Raw genomic sequence first — 19,137 nt, 5'->3', positions numbered from 1 at the left:
CAACACCGTAGTTTTTACGATAGACGGGTTTTATTTATACATTTAAATAAACACTAATAAATTGATTATTTACTGCATTCCACTGCTTTGATTGATAAACTTGACCACAATATTAATCACAAGGATCTGAACTTTGCGAAACAGAATCTTTCTACTTTCGACTATTTTTTGCGCAGTAAGCGCGTCAGTAAACGCTGAACCCTGGGTAAAGCCAGATGATTACGGTCTAAGAGCTGATATTCAACAATTAGCAGATGCAGGCGTCATTTTAGCACCTGTGACAACCTACCCGCTTATGTGGAAAAGTTTTATAAGCGATGTTGATAGTATGCCGCTGGAGCAATTATCTCCAAGCTTGCAAGATGCTTTATTACGCGTTAAACATCGATATAAATCAGAAAATAGTAGTTCGCATAGTTTTCAATTATCAGCATTTTCAGCGACAGACCCGATTGTAGCAACGAGCTTTGGCGCCACCGAGACTCAAGAAACCGAACTTTCTGCAGCTTATTCCTACTTAGGTGATAATTTTGCAGCTAAAGTGGCTGTAAATTATAGAAAAGACGGTAAAAAATGTTTAGTCGATGGAAAAACGATAGATGACATTGAAACCAATGCACAAGCACTAACTGATTGTAATGATACCTCATTTGACGATAGTTACTTAGCGTATCGTTTAGGTAATTGGATTTTTAGAGCCGGTGCAGTTGAGCAGTTTTGGGGCCCAGGTGTTGATAACAGCTTAATTATGTCAGGTAACGCAAAACCACTCCCAGCATTGAGTGTTACTAGAGAGAAAAGTACCGCTTTTGAAACACCGTGGTTAAGTTGGATTGGTCAATGGAGCTTTACAGCACAAATGGCTAAACTTGAGTCTACGCGAGTTATTCCTGATGCGTTATTGTGGAGCACTCGTGTTAATTTTCGCCCTATTCAACAGTTAGAAATTGCACTTAGCTGGTCTGCACAATGGGCCGGTGACGGTCAGCCTAGTTCAGCCGGTGATTTTATTGATTTAGTTACGGGTGGCGGAGAGTGTGTAGGTAATGCTGAGCAATGTCAAAAAGAAGGAGAAACTCGCTTAGGTAATCAACTTGCGGGTATAGATATACGTTGGTCAGATACTTTATTTAATCAACCATATGCAGTCTATGCCAGCACCATAGGCGAGGATACTAGTGGCGGTATAAAACCAGTTGACAGAGCCTATTTGTATGGTGTGCAAACTACACAACGAATATACGATCAAAGCGTATTAATAAATGTAGAGTACATAGATACAGGTGTTTCATGTTCAGCAGAGTCTACAAATGAAAATTGCTACTATGAGCACTCAGATTACAAATCTGGTTATCGTTACCACGGCCGTACTATTGGCTCTACTTATGATAACGATACGCAATCAGTTGTTTTAACTTTATTAGGCCAGCTGTCGAATGGTAATGATTGGCAGGTAAAACTGCGCAGTGTTGATTATAATAGTGACAATCGCGATCGTTATCCTAACAATCCTGACTTAGGAAATACAATTACTAAAACAGGGTTTAACTCTAAGCAGTTAGAACTTCGTTACAGAATGCTTTCTATGGGCGGCCGCGTTACTTTAGGTGCTTTTGCATCTAACAACGACGGTGCTGAAAACGATACTTCTGCATTTGCCAAGTACGAATACAACTTTTAATAAACAACTTTATTAAAATTAAAAAAGGGATGAAAACCGTGTTTTCATCCCTTTTTTGTATTTTTAGTAACTTAAATCAGTAATTACTGTTTGATTTTACTTATTACTTTTGATGTTGAGCACCCATCTAAAAATTCAAGCACTTCAACTTTTCCGCCATGGCGAAGTACATGCTCAGCACCCGCTATTTGCTCTACGGTGTAGTCGCCACCCTTAACTAAAATATCAGGGCTTATTTGCTCAATTAATTTAGCGGGAGTGTCGTTTTCATCTAGGCTACCAAATGGAATAACCCAATCAACAGATGAAAGTGCGCTAAGTACCATTGCACGCTCATCTAGCGGGTTAATAGGACGATCTGCCCCTTTTAAACGCGTAATTGATTCATCGTTATTTAATCCAACAACAAGCCTGTCACCTCGCGCTTTAGCTTGTGCTAAATAACGCACATGCCCAGCGTGTAAAATATCAAAGCAGCCATTAGTAAACACTATTGTTTCGCCATTTTGTTTTGCAAACTCAATATGTTGAAGGACATCATCAAATGGTGTTTGGTAATGCTCACCAGTGGTATGTAAATACTGACCAAGCTTGCGGCTTAGCTCTTCTGGCGAAACTGTAGCTGCACCAAACTTACTCACAACGATACCTGCGGCTAAATTAGCAATTTCGACAGCATCTTTAGGTTCCATGCCCGCGCCAAGCATAACAGCTAATGTAGCTATAACCGTATCACCGGCCCCGGTTACATCGCTTACTTCAAGCTCTTGCGCTGCAAAATCAAATTTTTCATCTGCACTAATAAGCGACATACCTTGCTCAGAACGCGTAAGCAACATAGCTTTAATGCCATTTCTGCTAATTAAATCACGCGCACTTGCGGCTAAAGCTTCTTCTGAATCGGTTTGACCACCCGCTAACTTAAACTCATGTAAATTAGGCGTAATGTAATCAGCACCTTCATATAAATGTAAATCTGGCGATTTAGGGTCGATTAAAACCGTTTTTCCGGCGCCCTTAGCAAGACTTACCATCTCTTTAATTAAGCTTAAAGATCCTTTGCTGTAATCAGAGAACACAATAAAATCGTATTCATCAAGTACAAGCTCTAAACGGTTTAATAAAAGTTGGCTGTGTTGCTCGGTAAATGTTTCTTCTAAATCAAGACGAACCAGTTGTTGGTGGCGGCTAATAACACGCATTTTTGAAATAGTCGGTAAATCACATACACTGACTAATTGTGAACTTATTTTTTCACCTTTTAGAATAGTCTCTAAAATCTGCCCGCTTTCGTCTTCACCAATTAAGCCCAGTAAGCCAACTTTTGCATCTAACCGGGCTATATTTTTTGCAACGTTAGCTGCGCCGCCCGCTTTGTCTTCAAATTTACTTACCTTAACAACAGGTACTGGCGCTTCAGGCGAAATTCGACCTGTATCACCATACCAATAACGATCTAGCATTACGTCGCCAACAACTAATATTCGTGCCGCTGATAAGTTTTTTAATAACGATAAATCCATTACTGCTGCTCCGCAACAACCATATCCATGGCTTCACATAACCAGTGACCTATAAACATGTGAGCTTCTTGAATACGTGCTGTTTCGTCATTTTTTATAATGATAGGTAACTTAGCAATATCTTTTACTTTACCGCCATCACGTCCAGTTAATGCCACTGTAAAAGCGCCTAGTTTATTTGCAGCTTCTAATGCTAAATTAATATTATTACTAGTACCTGATGTGGTTAAACCAATTACCAAATCTTCTGGCTTACATAGCGCTTGAACTTGGCGTTCAAACACCGTATCAAAGTGATAATCGTTGCTGTGTGCTGTTAAAATTGATGTATCTGTAGTCAATGCCATAGAAGCAAGCGGACCACGTTCTAATTTGTAACGCACTACAAATTCTGCTGCTAAATGCTGCGCATCGGCTGCACTACCGCCGTTACCAAACCAAACAATCTTGCCACCAGCTTGTAATGCACTGTGGCATGCTTCTAACAGTTGCATAGATTCTTGATGATAAGCTTCCATCGTTTCAAATAATGCTTGATGACGGTTTAATGTTTCAACGTAGCTAGTTGCCACTGAATCGATAATTGACATGAAAAATTCCTCTAGGAACTGAAATAGCAGGGAAAAATTAAATCCATTATTCCATAATTTTATTTAATTGTGTGCATTTTATCGGGTTATAACTGAACCCAGACCATATTTTATTGCGAGTATGTTTAGAAAACGGCTATTTCACGGTAAACTAACGCCACTTCCCTTTAAGAAAGATCAGTATGGCACGCATTTTTTACTCTCTAGCATTAATTTTTATTAGCCCACTGATTGTATTTTATCTCTATATTTTACGAGGTAAAAAAAACCAAGGCTATCGTGCACACTTTAAAGAGCGCTTTGGGTTTGTCAGTAAGTCTTTATTTACGACTAAAACCAAACCTTTAGTTTTTCATTGTGCTTCTGTTGGTGAGGTACTAGCCGCAACGCCGCTTATTAAAGCTTTGCAAAAAGCGCATCCAAATTTAAATATATTTATAACCTGTAATACTCCAACAGGCAGAGAGCAAATACTTAACCAGTTTAAAAATACTGTGGCGTGTAGCTACTTACCAATCGATTTTCCGTTTGCGACAGCCCGATTTTTAAAGCGTATAAAGCCACAAGCATTATGTATTTTAGAAACCGAGCTATGGCCTAATTTAATGGCGATAAGTCACAAAAAAAATATACCGGTACTTGTCATCAATGCAAGACTCTCTGAAAAGTCGCAGCAAGGCTATCAAAAGGTCGCTAAATTAACGCATATTATTATGCGCTCAATTACAGTACTTGCGAGTCATAACAAGGCAGATGCGGAGCGTTTTATAGAGCTTGGTCTCGAAACTTCAAAAAGCCATGTAACAGGTTCAATTAAATTTGATATAACACCAAGTGACGAGCAATTAGCTGAAGTACTCAACCTTAAACAGCTTTATAACAGTAATGAAGACAATAACGATGAACGCTTTGTATGGGCAGCAGGCTCAACACATCCTGTAGAACATGAATTAGTATTGGCAGCTCACCAACAGTTACTAAAAAAGCAACCTAATGCATTACTTATAATTGCCCCGCGCCATCCAGAGCAATTTGATAAAGTAGCTGAGCTTTTAACACAAAGCCCATTTAGTTTTAGCCGTCGTAGCCAAAATAACTACAACAATGAACAAGTACTCCTTGCTGATACGCTTGGTGAATTACAGTGTTTATATGGCGCTGCAAATGTAAGCTTTATTGGTGGCAGCTTAATTCGCAGAGGTGGGCATAACCCACTGGAATCAGCAGCGTTTTCGGTAGGTGTAATAACAGGTCCACACACATACAATTTTGATCATGTTTATCCCGAGCTAATAAAGCTTAAAGGCGCTGTAGTGGTTGATAGTAACGACGAACTAGCTAAGCAGCTCATAACGTTTAGCCAAAACACAAAAGCGTGCCAAACCTTAGGTATTAAAGCTGCGCAATGCGTAGCTAAAAACCAAGGTGCTATACAAAAAACACTTATCATTATTAACCAATATTTAGAGCCAAAACCGTGACCAACATAGCTATAAGCCAAACCCGCGAATGGGTGTCATCTGTTATTGTTAAATATAACTTTTGCCCGTTTGCCCGCAAAGAAGTAGAAAATAACTGTATTCATTACATCGTAAGCTCTGCAACGAGTATGGATGATGCTGTAATGGATATGCTTGAGCAATGTGTTGAGCTTGACCGCGAACCAGAGCGCGAAACAACCCTTATCATGTTTGACAACGGCTTTAGTGACTTTGAAGACTTTTTAGACTTGGTCGATTTAGCAAATGCGCTTTTAGTCGCGCAAGGATTTGAAGGTAAGTATCAAATTGCTAACTTTCATCCTGATTACGTATTTGCCGACAGCGATGAAAATGATGCCGCAAACTATACAAATAGAGCGCCTTTTCCTACTTTGCATTTAATTCGCGAAGCAAGTATGAGCGAAGCGCTTGATAGTTATAACGAACCTGAATCTATTCCAGAGCATAATATAAACCTAGCAAGGCGTAAGGGGATTGATTTTTGGCAGCAGTTACTTGAAGGCTGTAAAAAACCGAGCGCTTAAACGCTCGGTTTTATTTTGGTTTGTGTAAAACTTTGTGCAAAGCTGCTTACAAAACAAGGCAATAACTAACGCTTATTTTTTGACCCAGTTACCATTTACTTCAACGTAATGACCACTTTGGGTTTTTTCAATTGTTTTAGCGGCAGCAAGTGCTTCTACTTGTGAAAGTGACAAGTTATTCTTTTTAGCCAGCTTTAAGTACTGCGCTTTACGCTTTGCATTTATGTCAACAACAACTGCTTTTGCTTCTGCGTTTTGTACAACAAGCCCTAAATAACCAGAGCTATCTTCACCTACAAAACCTTGGTTTTTAGCGTCATCAAGGCTAATAGCCCACGCAGAGAACGACATACATACTGCACTAACTAACGTAATAATATTTAATTTTTTCTTCGTATTCATTTTTTAGCTCCTTAAAATAACTCACTGTCGTCACTAAACAAACTGTCGAGTTCTTTATCTACTTTTACGCGAATTTCGTGATCGACCTTCACATTTAAATTAATAGTAATGGGCTCTTTAGCAGACACCTCAACTCGGTGCGTACAGGCACTTAGTGCACTAATAGCACCTAGCGCGAGCAGTACTTTTATCAAAAACGACTGTCTCATTATTAGTTTCCTTTTTGTGAGTATTGTTGCTCAACTTTCTGTGTAATTTCGTCACTTAAACGCAGTGCGCGTAAAAGTGTAAATACGTTTTCTTCGTGGTTATAATTAAAGTTAACTTGCTGCTGCTCTTGTTTATTATAGCCTTGTAAATTAACCCCAAGCTTTAACCAGCCATCGTTTTTTAATGCCACACTGCTATTAAGTTTTTGAATATCTAAATTAGTTAATAGTCCTAATACAGGTTGCAATTCTTGCTGTTGCTGCATTACTGAATCAAACGCGGCATTATTGGTAATTTTTAAATTACCTGTTCCTTGGCTAAATAAGCTACCGTCAATTATTTCAATTTTTCCACTATCAAAATGGACAGGTAAAGACCCCGCCAAGCGCCCCGTTAATACAATGCCCGACTTATCGTCGAGTGTAACGAGTTTACTTGCATCAATGTTTTCAAACTTAACATTGGCAACTTGGTTTGGCTTCCCTATTGTGTAGGTATCTAACGAAAATTCACCACCAAACACACTTCCTTTTACATCATTTATAAGCGCGGTATTGCTACTCACTTGCCATTGCCCTTTAATCGCTTTAACTACGGCACCCGCTCTAAACTCATTTAAATTAAAGGTAGTTGGTTTTACATTAAGCTTACCTGAATTATATTCCCCGCTAAATACACTGTTTAAATCGCTCGCAAGGTAATCGTTATACAGTGCACTTGTATTACTAATTCCCATATTGAACGATGCACTTTGTAAGTTTACATCGCCACTAATATTGCCATTAAATTCGCCCTTAGTTAGCTGTGCAAGTGGCTCAAATTGCCTAATAAATGCATTTAATGGCAGCACACTTTGTTCAGGAATAACCACTTCAAATGGATGAGCTTGCGACGACATATGATGATTTATCACTAACTCAACATCGTTTATAAATGCGTGATGCGTGGCTTTTAGTGCACGACTTTGTAGCCCTGTAGACTCTGCTTTTATATTATTAAGTTTTATGTCGGGGCTATTAACAGCCTTTATATTCGTTTTTGCTGTTAGATCAGCAAATAACTCACCTACGCCTAAATTAGCATTTGCTGTTAATGTGTTACTTATATCCGTAGCTTTAAATTCTTTATATTCTGCGCTTTTTAATTGCTGAGTTAACGCTACCTCTGCGTTTAACTGTTTATCCATTTTTGCTGTTAAATCACCTTGGTATTGCACTGCACTTATATCAAACGCATCTACACTATTAAGCGTTAATTTAGCATTTATAAGCCCAATTGGTTTTGAGTCTATAAACTCACTTATATTAAAGTGACCACTAAGGCTAAGCCCATTCGCTGTTGCAGGAACAAACTCAGGCAAGCTTTCAAGCATAACGGCGTAATCGCCTTTAATTACAGCGCCAGATAACTGAGCATTAACGTTAATATTATTTATATCGGGTGTATTTATTTGAGCTGATAAAGTTGTCTGTAAGTACTCAAATGGAGATGTAATATTTAGTGTTGTATCTGTTATTAAAAAATCGAATAGCTTATCGCCTTCACTCATCAAATTAATTACAGGTACACTGAGCTCACTACCCTCTAAGCGAATTGATTGAGGGAGTTTAAGTTGCCAATTTAAAGGAACTTGTTTGCTAATAAAGCCTGCATATTCACTCGGTGGAATTAACTCAGTACAGCTTGGTGTTAGATTAATTTTGTTATTAAGCAAATCGGTATTAAACATTAACACTTGGCTATTTAAATTAAAACGAGTCGCCAACTTGCCCGTGGTTAATACGTTAATCTGGCACTGCTGATTTGTATGAGAAAATTCATACGTGTGAGCAAACTGGGAGCTAATATCGCCATTTACCTCAACCTCTATACCGTCAAAGCTAAACGCTTGCTGAGTATTAAAATTAGCATCTGCAATTAATGTATTTTTAGTGTTTATAACTTGCTTTAAAAGAGTGTCATTAATTAAAAACTGACCACTTACTTTATTAGCAGTCAAAATTGCACTCGCGTTTATATCACCCGTGACATTAAATTTATTTAGTGTGGGTTCTAATATACTTATTTTAAGTGGCTTATTGAGCTCGTCACTTTTTACTACAAACTGTTTAATGCTGATTAATGGGCGATTTAAGGGAAGCGCTAAATCGAGATTTTTAGCAAGTTGATTAGCATTATCACTTTTAGGGAGTGAATTAACTGTTAGCACTGCATTTTCAATATCTACACGCTTTGTATTTGCAGTAATACCAGTGAGTTGTAATTGTTGATTTTGATAATTTACACACACTCTGTCAGCATGAATATTTAGTTCAGACGTAATTGAAAAATCGAGACAACTTAACGTAATGCCTGCTTTTTTAAGCTCAGGCGCTATAGCCCACTGTAATAGCGGCAAGCGAAATACATAACCAAGCAGCAAGGTACTTAGCAATACAGCTCCAACAATTAAACCAACTCGCTTAAACATACTATCCTTAAATGCTTTGTGCTTTTAGCTAAAACTATACTAATCAAAAAAGGCTGCACAATGCAGCCTTTTTTATTTTACAGTAAGATTATGAATCTAACTTGTATAAACGCAAATGTAATTAACCTACATTTTTACGTGCGTTACGGAACATACGCATCCACGGGCTATCCTCGATCCACTCATCAGGATGCCAAGAGTTGGCAACGCTTCTGAATACACGTTCTGGATGCGGCATCATTACAGTGGCGCGACCATCAGTTGACGTAATACCTGTAATACCTTCTGGAGAACCATTAGGGTTAGCTGGGTACTGCGTAGTAGGGTTACCGTAGTTATCTACAAACTTAACCGCTACAGTGCCGCTATTAAGCGCCGCTTTAGTGGCTGCATCGTTTGCAAACTCAGCATGACCTTCACCATGAGAAACCGCTATAGGCATACGCGAGCCAGCCATTCCATTAAAGAACACAGACGGATTCTCTTGTATTTCTACTAAACTAAAGCGTGCTTCAAAACGCTCTGATTTATTAGTTACAAAGCGCGGCCAATGTTCAGTGCCAGGGATCAGCTCTTTTAACGTTGATAACATTTGGCAACCGTTACATACACCTAAACTAAAGGTATCTTCACGATGGAAGAAGTTTTGGAACTGATCGCGTGCCATGTCGTTAAACAAAATAGACTTAGCCCAACCTTCACCCGCACCAAGTACGTCACCGTATGAGAAACCACCACATGCCACTAAACCTTTAAATTGCTCTAGTGTTAAACGACCTTCTAAAATGTCGCTCATGTGTACATCAACGGCTGCAAAACCTGCGCGATTAAACGCTGCCGCCATTTCTAAATGAGAGTTAACACCCTGCTCACGTAAAATAGCCATTTGCGGTTTAGCACCGGTTGCAATGTATGGTGCAGCTATATCTTCGTTTAAATCAAAGTTAAGTTTTACGTTTAAGCCTGGATCTTTTGCATCAAATTTAGCATCAAACTCTTGCTTAGCACATTCAGGGTTATCACGGCGTGCTTGCATTTGATACGTTGTTTCAGCCCAAATAGTACGAAGCTCAGTACGCGTATGATTAAGTACCGTATTTTCGCCACGGTTAAATATAATCGTATCGTCACTGTTAAGCGTGCCAATGTTGTGGCTAATTGCTGCTATACCATGTTGTTCAAACACCGCATTTACTGCATCTAAATCAGCATTTGCAACTTGAATTACCGCACCTAGCTCTTCGTTATAAAGCGCTTCAATGTCAGAGCCTGTTAAACCAGCTAAATCAACCGTTACACCGGTATGACCCGTAAACGCCATTTCAGCAACAGTTGTAAATAAACCACCGTCTGAGCGGTCATGATAAGCAAGTAACTTACTATCAGCCACAAGCGCTTGCATTGCGTTATAAAAGCCTTTTAATAACTCAGGGCTATCAACATCAGGTGTTACATCACCCAATTGCTTATAAACTTGTGCAAGGCTTGATGCGCCCATGCGGTTTTTACCCGCACCTAAATCAACTAATATAAGCGATGTGTCGCCTTTATCTGTGCGCAGTTGTGGAGTGACTGTTTTACGTACGTCGTCAACACGACCAAACGCAGTTATAACCAGTGAAAGCGGCGATGTTACTGACTTCTCTTGTGAGTCACCTTCATCTTTCCATGTCGTTTTCATTGACATAGAATCTTTACCCACTGGAATCGTTAAACCAAGCGCAGGACAAAGCTCTTCCCCTACGGCTTTAACCGCTTCGTATAAACCAGCATCTTCACCTGGGTGACCCGCTGCTGCCATCCAGTTTGCCGATAACTTAATGTTTTCAAGGCTACCGATGTTTGCACAGGCAATATTAGTTAACGACTCAGCTACAGCTAAACGAGCAGATGCACCGTAATTAAGTAATGCTGCAGGAGTACGCTCACCGAGTGACATAGCTTCACCGTAGTAAGTATCATACGTTGCTGCAGTTACTGCACAGTTAGCAACAGGTACTTGCCAAGGACCGACCATTTGATCGCGCGCGACTAAACCCGTAACTGAGCGATCGCCGATTGTTATTAGGAATGTTTTTTCTGCAATGGCTGGTAAACGCATTAAGCGCTGCGCTGCATCTGCTGCATTTATTAATGTAGTATCAAGCGCTTTACCAACAACTTGCTTTGACGTTACATCGCGGTGCATTTTAGGTGCTTTACCTAATAATACGTCCAGCGGTAAATCAACAGGGTTATTTTCAAAATGGCTGTCTGACACTGTTAAGTGAGGTTCAGCGGTTGCTTCACCAATAACAGCGTACTGGGCACGTTCACGCTTACAAATTGCTTCAAAGCGGTCAAAGTCCTCTACGCCAACAGCGAGTACATAACGTTCTTGTGATTCATTACACCAAATTTCGTGTGGTGCCATGCCTGGCTCATCGTTAGGAATGCTACGTAATTGGAACTTACCACCACGTCCGCCATCGTTAACAAGCTCAGGGAACGCATTTGATAAACCGCCAGCACCTACATCGTGAATGAATGCAATTGGGTTTTCGTCACCTAGCTGCCAACATTTATCGATAACTTCTTGGCAACGACGTTCCATTTCTGGGTTTTCGCGTTGTACTGAAGCAAAATCTAAATCTTCATTTGATTGACCTGAGGCCATGCTTGATGCAGCACCACCGCCTAAACCAATGTTCATTGCAGGTCCACCTAGCGCAATTAATTTTGCGCCAACAGGAATATCACCTTTTTGAACATGATCAGAGCGAATATTACCTAAACCACCGGCAAGCATAATTGGTTTATGATAACCACGTACTTCTTCGCCATTATGGCTTGTTACTTTTTCTTCGTAAGTACGGAAGTAGCCTAATAAGTTAGGACGACCAAACTCATTATTAAATGCAGCGCCACCTAGTGGACCCTCTGTCATTATATCAAGCGCGTTAACAATACGACTCGGCTTACCAAAATCGCTTTCCCATGGTTGCTCGTAACCTGGAATACGTAAGTTTGATACAGTAAAGCCAACTAAACCTGCTTTTGGCTTAGAGCCACGACCAGTTGCGCCTTCATCGCGAATTTCACCACCAGAGCCTGTAGCCGCACCAGAGAATGGGGCAATAGCTGTTGGGTGGTTATGCGTTTCAACTTTCATTAGTATTTCAATGTCTTCTTGATGATACGCATATTCACCTTGCGCATTTGGGAAGAAGCGACCCGCTTTTGAGCCTTTCATTACTGCCGCGTTATCTTTATAAGCCGACAATACATTTTCAGGATTTAGCTCAAAGGTATTTTTAATCATTTTAAACAGCGATTTTGGCTGCTCTTTTCCATCGATTGTCCAGTCAGCATTAAATATTTTATGGCGACAATGCTCTGAGTTTGCTTGTGCAAACATAAACAATTCGATGTCGTTAGGATTACGTCCTAACTTTATAAAGTTTTCTACCAAGTAATCTATTTCGTCATCAGCAAGGGCAAAACCTTGCTCAACATTAGCTATTGCTAATGCTTCGCGTCCGCCACCTAAAATATCAACAGATGACATTTGGCGCGGTGCATCACTACGAAACAGTTGTGCCGCATCTTCAAGCTCACTGTGCGTGGCTTCGGTCATACGGTCATGCAATAACGCAATTACTTGTGCAAGTTGTTCTGCGTTTAAGTCACCTTCAACATAATAAGCAATACCGCGTTCAACACGGTGAACCTGTTTTAAACCACAGTTATGGGCAATATCGGTTGCTTTAGATGCCCAAGGTGAAATGGTACCTGGGCGAGGTGTAACAAGTACAAGTTTGCCAGCTGGGGTATGCTCAGCAATAGTTGGACCGTAAGTTAATAGTTTTTCAAGCTTGGTTTGCTCGGAGCTACTCAACGGCGATGTTAAATCGGCAAAGTGAGCATACTCGGCGTATACGTTAGTGACTGGAAGTTGCGATTGTTGGCAACGCGCTAAAATTTTATTAACTCTGAACTCTGACAGTGCTGGTGCACCACGAAGGATCAACATAGGTAATTTCATCCGGGGTTAGGGATTGAACGATATTTTAGGCACGCATTATAGTCCAATTAGCATTCAGATTTAACTCAAAATTACGCTTTTCATAAAATTAACTTTTTAGCTTTATTTATAGCCTCTTTTGGTTAATAAAATAAAAGGTAAAGTGACGCGATGGCTTAGTTTTGCTATAACGGTGACTGGCGAGCTTAAGGGGCACTCAATGTTCAAAGAAAAACTAATAATAATCATTACTTTAGTTATGCTGTTATGTGCATGCGATATGCAAGAGCAGCCAACTCAACTCGCCCAAATAAAAGAACACAATAAAATACGTGTGGGTACCCTTGCCAGTGCTAGTAATTATTATCAAGCCGTTCAAGGTGAGCAAGGCTTTGAATATGAGTTATCTCAAGCCTTCGCTGAATATTTAGGTGTAGAGCTTGAAATAGTCCCTTTCTTTAACTTATCTGATATGTTTGAACGCCTTGAAAGCGGTGATTTAGACTTAATAGCGTCAGGACTTACCTATAATAAAACCCGTGCAGAGCAATACCGTTACGGACCAACTTACAGAACAATCAGCCAAAAGTTAGTTTATAAACAAGGGCGCGTTCGTCCTCGAGAGTTTGACGATTTAGATGGCAACTTTACTGTTATAGCTAAAAGTAGCCACTCGCTTACTCTACAAAAAATGAAGAAGAACAATCCAGATCTAACTTGGATAGAAAGCGAAGAGTTTGATGAAGAAGAACTACTTCAAGCAGTTATTGATGGCGAGATAGATTACACACTCGCTGATACGCACACGCTATCGCTGTTTCGCCGTTATCACCCAAATTTAAGCATTGGTTTTTCTGTTAGTCATAATGACCCGATTGCATGGATACTTAATAAATCTAAAGACGACTCTTTATATGCGTTGTTGGTGCCATTTTTTGGTGACGTTAAGCAAAGTAACCAGCTCTATGTACTTGAAGAAAAATACTTTGGTCACGTACGCCAATTTAACTATGTAAATACCCTTGCTTATATCGAAGCAATTAAAGAAACCTTGCCAACATACCAGCCATGGTTTGAACAATATGCAGGTAGCCTTGACTGGCGGTTATTAGCGGCACTAAGCTATCAAGAATCTATGTGGAATCCTCGCGCTAAATCACCAACAGGTGTGCGCGGCATCATGATGCTAACTCGCAGTACAGCCAAACAAGTAGGTGTTACTAACCGGTTAGAACCAGAGCAAAACATTCGTGGTGGCGCTAAATACTTAAGCAAGCTTATTAAACGTATTCCTGACCGTATCCCGCAACCCGACCGCACATGGCTTGCTTTGGCCGGATACAATGTAGGTTGGGGGCATGTTAACGACGCACGTATAATTACCGAACAGCAAGGCGCAAGCCCTGATAAATGGGCTGATGTAAAAAAACGCCTACCGCTATTAATTAAAAAGCGCTATTACCGTAAAACTCGCTACGGTTATTCCCGTGGCGATGTAGCTGTAAAGTATGTTGATAATATTAGAAGATATTATGATGCACTCGTTTGGCTCGATGAAAATGATGCCATTGATCCAGAACCAAAAGCAGATCCGGTTAATGTTATCGAACCTGTTATAGACCCTGTTTTAGAGCCAATTAACGAGAAAAGCAACGAAACTGAATCTACTACTGAACCTGAATCTGTTAAAGATTCACCTGAAAAACTAGAAGAAGTAGTAGATAAAAAAGCAGCAGAACAATCAAAAGAACTAAAAACTAATAATCGCTAATATAAATAGATGTAATCTTGTTTGTGTACTTGATAAGAACAAAAAATAAGTAAATTAAATATCTGTTTACTTGTCATCAAATGATCACTAATGTGTATTGATTGTATATCTTTATTTTATAGGGATATGCCTGTGTCTTGCTCAATCTTACGCATTAGGAGAACACATGCTAAAACGTAGACGCACACAAAAATTAAAACGTAATGTAATTTACTCAACTGCAACACGTCGTCGTGTTATGTTGCGCAAGCTACACAAAAAAATAATCTGGCGCCGTCGCATGTTTGCTATGCAGCAAATGGAAGGTTCAGAAATCCAGCCAATCGTTAATTAGAGACTGGTAGCATCCCGAGCAGCTTTTTTAGCTGCTTTGATTTGCGCTCTTCTACGTTTAAAAAAATCCGAAATAGTATCACCGCACTTTTGTGCTAAAACACCACCACACACCTCAACTTGATGATTTAATCTAGGCTCTTGTAGTAGGTTCATTATTGAACCCGCAGATCCTGTTTTTGCATCGACTGCTCCAAACACTAAACGCTTTATTCTGCTATGCACTAACAATCCCGCACACATAGAACAAGGCTCTAATGTTACGTATAGGGTGCAATCAATTAAGCGGTAATTGTTAAGGACTTTTCCAGCTTCTCGCACAGCAATCATTTCGGCATGGGCAGATGGGTCATTATCCGTTATTGAGCGGTTATACCCGACTGAAACTAGCTGGTTATCTTTGACTACAATTGCTCCAACCGGAATTTCATCAAGCAGCTCTGCTTGCTTTGCATACAAAAGCGCTTGTTCCATCCAGTAGGAATCATCAAATTGATCGTTCATTATTTCTACTTAAATAACCTTTTATGCTGTAATTATACCTAGTTAGCACTCTAAAGTGCGCCATTCATTACTTTATTCCAAAAATAAAACAATATTTACCCGTTTGTAATGGCTCACTCGTGCTGATTTACGCTATAATCTCACGCTTTTTTTATTTAGCTCACAACACGGGTAGCAAATGAAATTTCCTGGACGCCGCAGGCATAAACATTATTTTCCAGTGGAAGCCAAAGATCCACTTACCAATCAACTTAACGCAACAGAGCGATTACAACGTAGTTATATTACGGGTATCGATCAGATCGTTGTTGATATAGAGGCAAAAGTTGATCAAGCTTTCCTTGACGAATTTCAACTGCGTAGGGGGATGTCGCAAGTTATTGATAGCGATACAACAAACGCCTTATACGATCGTTTAAAATTAAACAATATGGTTGATTTTGAGTTTGCCGGTGGAACCATTGGTAACACCATGCACAACTACTCTGTACTTGCAGATGATCGCTCAGTTTTATTAGGCGTAATGAGCGAAAATATAAAAATAGGTAGCTACGCTTACCGTTTTTTATGTAATACCTCAAGCCGTGTAGACTTAAACTACCTTCAACCAGTTGATGGGCCTGTAGGCCGTTGTTTTACATTAATTGATGAAACCGGTGAGCGTACTTTTGCAATAAGTGCAGGCCTAATGAATCACTTACGTCCTGAATCTATCGATAAAGACCTTATTGAGAATTCATCAGCGTTAGTGATTAGTGCCTATCTTATGCGTACTCAAGGTAGCGAAACAATGACTGAAGCCACTATGCAAGCGGTAAAATACGCTAATGACGCAGGTGTGCCAGTTGTGCTTACACTCGGTACTAAGTTCTTAATTGAACAAGACCCTACTTGGTGGGCAAACTTTGTTGAAAAGCATGTTGATATTCTTGCTATGAACGAAGAAGAAGGTTTAGCTATTACAGGTTTTGAAGATCCCCTTTTAGCTGCTGATAAAGCACTTGATTGGGTAGACTTAGTTATTTGTACCGCTGGCGAAAAAGGCTTATTTATGGCCGGCTACGTAGACGAAAGCTTAAAGCGTGAAACCGAATACCCGTTACTACCAGGCGCCATACCTGATTTTAACCGTTACGAATTCTCACGAGCTATGCGTAAAGATGAGTGTGATGAACCTATCAGAGCATATAGTCATACGGCCCCATTTATGGGTGGACCTGATTCAATCAAAAACACCAATGGTGCAGGTGATTGCGCACTTGCGGCTGTGCTTCATGATTTGTCAGCGAATGTTTACCATAAGCTTAATGTGGCAAACTCAGCTAAACATCAGCAACAAGCTATTACTTACTCGTCACTATCGCAAATTAGTAAATATGCTAACCGAGCGAGCTATGAAGTATTAGTTCAGCACTCTCCGCGTTTATCTCGTGGTTTACCTGAACGTGAAGATTGTTTAGAACAAGTTTATTGGGAACAATAAATAACGGTGGGAGCAATTATTGCTCCCTATCGATTTCCTAAAAAATAGAAATATCGAGCTTTTTAGATAGCAGTTCCAACGCTGCAATTCCTGCAACCGAATTACCAAACGAATTAAGCCCCGGAGAATAAACAGCTACAGTAAACTTATTTGGTAACACAGCTAAAATAGTTCCTGACACTCCCGACTTACCTGGCATGCCCACTCTGTAACCAAAATCACCCGCAGCATCATATAAACCACTCGTGAATAAAAGCGAATTAAGCTGTTTATTCTGACGACTACTTAAAACACGATTGCCCGATCGATTATCAACACCTTTATTAGCTAAAAAATTATAAGCTTTTGCTAATTCAATACAGTTAAGCTCAATAGAACAAAAGTTAAAGTAAGCCCACAAAACATCATCTACTTCGTTTTCAAAATTACCAAACGATTTCATCAAATGCGCCATCGCAGCATTTCGGTGCCTGAACTCATACTCTGAGTTAGCGACTTTTTTATCAATTACTATGCCTCTATTACCAGCTAATAACCTGAAGGTTTCGAGCATAGAATGCATTGGCGCAGATAAGCGGCTGTATAACGCATCACACGTTACAATTGCGCCTGCATTGATGAATGGGTTACGAGGTATTCCCTTTTCAAACTCAAGCTGTGTAAGCGAGTTAAAGGCTGTACCTGAGGGTTCCTTTCCGACTCTATACCAAAGTTCATCACCATAACGCTGTAGTGCCATAGTAAGTGTCATAACTTTAGAAACTGATTGAATAGTGAAGCGTTGAGAACAATCCCCCGCACATACAGTTTCACCATCAGTTGTATAAATAGCGATAGAAAATTGTTCAGGATCAACCTCGGCAAGCGCCGGTATATAATCAGCTACTTTCCCTTGTGATAATAAAGGACGTACTTCATGTGCTATTTCATCAAGCACCTTTTGGTAATCAGCTGTAGGCAATCTAGACCTCTATATCGTCATTCATAAAAATTGGATTTTAACACGCGCTATTAAGTGCACCTAGTTTTGTTGTTTAATTTAACGGTAAGATTTTACTAAATTTAAATAGAAAAAAACGTCACATTACTGTGTCTGGTTTCTCTTAATTAAATCCTGGTAATGTCATGGTGCCCAATGAGTGGAGAGTCACAGTGCAAATGCTATGTACTCATTGTCGAGCGGAGATTTTTATGATTTTAGCGTCGGGAGTCGCTACGCTCGCCCGACCTACGTGATGGGTGTTGCTGTGAGTGTGTGTTAATTGCACGTTTTCACTTTTCTGCAGACGTAAAAAAGCCCGAATCTTAAATTCGAGCGCTCTACAATGTGAAGTCGGTGCGCTACGCAGTAGGATGTCGTAGTGCCCACAGCGGTAGAGAGTCACAGTGAAATACTACACTATTATTAATCGTATCATCTCTTAGTATGCTGAGTTTTACTAATTTCAAAAAGCAAAAAACCCGTTACATTACTGTAACGGGTTTCTCTTAATTAAATCCTGGCAATGTCGTAGTGCCCACAGCAGTAGAGAGTCACATAGCAAATGCTACACTATTATTAATCGTGTCGTCTCTTAGCGTGCAGAGGTTTACTAATTTCAAAAAGCAAAAAACCCGTTACATTGCTGTAACGGGTTTCTCTTAATTAAATCCTGGTAATGTCGTATTGCCCACAGCGGTAGAGAGTCACAGTGAAATGCTACACTATTATTAACCGTGTCTTCTCTAGGTGCGCAATGTTTTACTAATTTCAAAAAGCAAAANGTGTCTTCTCTAGGTGCGCAATGTTTTACTAATTTCAAAAAGCAAAAAGCCCGTTACATTACTGTAACGGGTTTCTCTTAATTAAATCCTGGTAATGTCCTACTTTCACATAGCAAATGCTACACTATCATCGGCGCTGTTTCGTTTCACTACTGAGTTCGGCATGGAGTCAGGTGGGTCCAAAACGCTATTGTCACCAAGAAAATTCTTTTCAATTTTCTTATTTTTAATTATTAAAATTAAAGTCCTTCGACTGAATTTGAAGCCTGGTAATGTCCTACTTTCACATAGCAAATGCTACACTATCATCGGCGCTGTTTCGTTTCACTACTGAGTTCGGCATGGAATCAGGTGGGTCCAAAACGCTATTGTCACCA

Annotated in this window: 14 protein-coding genes and 2 rRNA genes; 6 read left to right on the top strand and 10 right to left on the bottom strand. The window is 39.8% G+C overall.

What is annotated here, in order from left to right:
• Positions 1–133: 133 nt before the first annotated feature.
• Complete coding sequence (locus tag I6F40_RS17925; protein ID WP_197193293.1) at positions 134–1,681, top strand: capsule assembly Wzi family protein; 1,548 nt, start codon at positions 134–136, stop codon at positions 1,679–1,681.
• Positions 1,682–1,764: 83 nt separating this feature from the next.
• On the opposite strand, the gene hldE is transcribed toward I6F40_RS17925, so the two are convergent.
• Both hldE and I6F40_RS17915 read right to left on the bottom strand, forming a co-directional pair.
• Positions 1,765–3,204 carry a bifunctional D-glycero-beta-D-manno-heptose-7-phosphate kinase/D-glycero-beta-D-manno-heptose 1-phosphate adenylyltransferase HldE gene (gene hldE, locus I6F40_RS17920; RefSeq protein ID WP_007584706.1) on the bottom strand — a complete coding sequence of 480 codons (1,440 nt, stop codon included), beginning with the start codon at positions 3,202–3,204 and terminating at the stop codon, positions 1,765–1,767.
• A complete protein-coding gene (locus I6F40_RS17915) occupies positions 3,204–3,794 on the bottom strand; it encodes an SIS domain-containing protein (RefSeq protein ID WP_002961065.1) in 591 nt (196 codons plus the stop codon). The genes hldE and I6F40_RS17915 overlap by 1 nt, the downstream gene beginning before the upstream one ends.
• 182 nt (positions 3,795–3,976) lie before the next feature.
• Between I6F40_RS17915 and waaA the strand changes: the two genes are divergently transcribed.
• Positions 3,977–5,275 (top strand): lipid IV(A) 3-deoxy-D-manno-octulosonic acid transferase, encoded by a 1,299-nt coding sequence (waaA, locus tag I6F40_RS17910; protein WP_197193292.1) that lies wholly within the window; start codon positions 3,977–3,979, stop codon positions 5,273–5,275.
• Positions 5,272–5,820 carry a DUF1415 domain-containing protein gene (locus I6F40_RS17905; RefSeq protein ID WP_197193291.1) on the top strand — a complete coding sequence of 183 codons (549 nt, stop codon included), beginning with the start codon at positions 5,272–5,274 and terminating at the stop codon, positions 5,818–5,820. The genes waaA and I6F40_RS17905 overlap by 4 nt, the downstream gene beginning before the upstream one ends.
• Before the next feature lie 72 nt (positions 5,821–5,892).
• Here the strand turns inward: I6F40_RS17905 and I6F40_RS17900 are convergent, their stop codons facing one another.
• The 4 genes from I6F40_RS17900 to purL form a co-directional block, all read right to left on the bottom strand.
• On the bottom strand, positions 5,893–6,222 hold the full coding sequence (locus I6F40_RS17900; RefSeq protein WP_197193290.1) for a YdbL family protein: 330 nt from the start codon (positions 6,220–6,222) through the stop codon (positions 5,893–5,895).
• Between the two features lie 11 nt (positions 6,223–6,233).
• The gene (locus I6F40_RS17895) at positions 6,234–6,431 is read right to left on the bottom strand and encodes a YnbE family lipoprotein (RefSeq protein ID WP_165722906.1); all 198 of its coding nucleotides are present in this window, start codon (positions 6,429–6,431) and stop codon (positions 6,234–6,236) included.
• A gap of 2 nt (positions 6,432–6,433) precedes the next feature.
• Positions 6,434–8,902, bottom strand: coding sequence for a YdbH domain-containing protein (locus I6F40_RS17890; protein WP_197193289.1), 2,469 nt, complete (start codon positions 8,900–8,902; stop codon positions 6,434–6,436).
• 121 nt (positions 8,903–9,023) lie between these two features.
• Entirely contained in the window at positions 9,024–12,914 is a 3,891-nt protein-coding gene (gene purL, locus I6F40_RS17885; RefSeq protein ID WP_197188555.1) for a phosphoribosylformylglycinamidine synthase, read from the bottom strand.
• Positions 12,915–13,125: 211 nt separating this feature from the next.
• Here purL and mltF point away from each other — a divergent pair, with 211 nt between their 5' ends.
• Both mltF and I6F40_RS17875 read left to right on the top strand, forming a co-directional pair.
• Positions 13,126–14,676: a membrane-bound lytic murein transglycosylase MltF gene (mltF, locus tag I6F40_RS17880; RefSeq protein WP_197193288.1), complete on the top strand. Its 1,551-nt coding sequence runs from the start codon at positions 13,126–13,128 to the stop codon at positions 14,674–14,676.
• A gap of 166 nt (positions 14,677–14,842) precedes the next feature.
• Positions 14,843–15,010, top strand: a complete 168-nt coding sequence (locus I6F40_RS17875) for a hypothetical protein (RefSeq protein ID WP_166114740.1) — start codon at positions 14,843–14,845, stop codon at positions 15,008–15,010.
• Here I6F40_RS17875 and tadA read toward each other — a convergent pair.
• Complete coding sequence (gene tadA / locus I6F40_RS17870) at positions 15,007–15,513, bottom strand: tRNA adenosine(34) deaminase TadA (RefSeq protein ID WP_197193287.1); 507 nt, start codon at positions 15,511–15,513, stop codon at positions 15,007–15,009. The genes I6F40_RS17875 and tadA overlap by 4 nt on opposite strands.
• 178 nt (positions 15,514–15,691) lie before the next feature.
• Between tadA and I6F40_RS17865 the strand changes: the two genes are divergently transcribed.
• Complete coding sequence (locus I6F40_RS17865) at positions 15,692–16,996, top strand: inosine/guanosine kinase (protein WP_010554383.1); 1,305 nt, start codon at positions 15,692–15,694, stop codon at positions 16,994–16,996.
• Between the two features lie 37 nt (positions 16,997–17,033).
• On the opposite strand, the gene glsB is transcribed toward I6F40_RS17865, so the two are convergent.
• The 3 genes from glsB to rrf (I6F40_RS17850) all read right to left on the bottom strand — a co-directional run.
• The gene (gene glsB, locus I6F40_RS17860; protein WP_197193286.1) at positions 17,034–17,957 is read right to left on the bottom strand and encodes a glutaminase B; all 924 of its coding nucleotides are present in this window, start codon (positions 17,955–17,957) and stop codon (positions 17,034–17,036) included.
• A gap of 889 nt (positions 17,958–18,846) precedes the next feature.
• Positions 18,847–18,961 (bottom strand): 5S ribosomal RNA (rrf, locus tag I6F40_RS17855).
• Positions 18,962–19,024: 63 nt separating this feature from the next.
• Positions 19,025–19,137 (bottom strand): 5S ribosomal RNA (rrf, locus tag I6F40_RS17850); the annotation flags it as partial.

Origin of the sequence: Pseudoalteromonas sp. SWXJ133 (assembly GCF_015864365.1) — a bacterium.
In the GTDB taxonomy this organism is placed as follows: Bacteria; Pseudomonadota; Gammaproteobacteria; order Enterobacterales; family Alteromonadaceae; genus Pseudoalteromonas; species Pseudoalteromonas arctica.
Note: the sequence above shows the minus strand (reverse complement) of the source record. Positions and strands in the feature narration are given on the sequence as shown.

What these genes read in the sequence shown, in the direction of transcription:
- hldE (WP_007584706.1), bottom strand. Translation starts at nt 3,204, where the DNA reads ATGGATTTATCGTTATTAAAAAACTTATCAGCGGCACGAATATTAGTT.
- waaA (WP_197193292.1), top strand. Translation starts at nt 3,977, where the DNA reads ATGGCACGCATTTTTTACTCTCTAGCATTAATTTTTATTAGCCCACTG.
- tadA (WP_197193287.1), bottom strand. Translation starts at nt 15,513, where the DNA reads ATGAACGATCAATTTGATGATTCCTACTGGATGGAACAAGCGCTTTTG.
- purL (WP_197188555.1), bottom strand. Translation starts at nt 12,914, where the DNA reads ATGTTGATCCTTCGTGGTGCACCAGCACTGTCAGAGTTCAGAGTTAAT.
- I6F40_RS17895 (WP_165722906.1), bottom strand. Translation starts at nt 6,431, where the DNA reads ATGAGACAGTCGTTTTTGATAAAAGTACTGCTCGCGCTAGGTGCTATT.
- mltF (WP_197193288.1), top strand. Translation starts at nt 13,126, where the DNA reads ATGTTCAAAGAAAAACTAATAATAATCATTACTTTAGTTATGCTGTTA.
- I6F40_RS17915 (WP_002961065.1), bottom strand. Translation starts at nt 3,794, where the DNA reads ATGTCAATTATCGATTCAGTGGCAACTAGCTACGTTGAAACATTAAAC.
- I6F40_RS17890 (WP_197193289.1), bottom strand. Translation starts at nt 8,902, where the DNA reads ATGTTTAAGCGAGTTGGTTTAATTGTTGGAGCTGTATTGCTAAGTACC.
- I6F40_RS17865 (WP_010554383.1), top strand. Translation starts at nt 15,692, where the DNA reads ATGAAATTTCCTGGACGCCGCAGGCATAAACATTATTTTCCAGTGGAA.
- I6F40_RS17900 (WP_197193290.1), bottom strand. Translation starts at nt 6,222, where the DNA reads ATGAATACGAAGAAAAAATTAAATATTATTACGTTAGTTAGTGCAGTA.
- I6F40_RS17875 (WP_166114740.1), top strand. Translation starts at nt 14,843, where the DNA reads ATGCTAAAACGTAGACGCACACAAAAATTAAAACGTAATGTAATTTAC.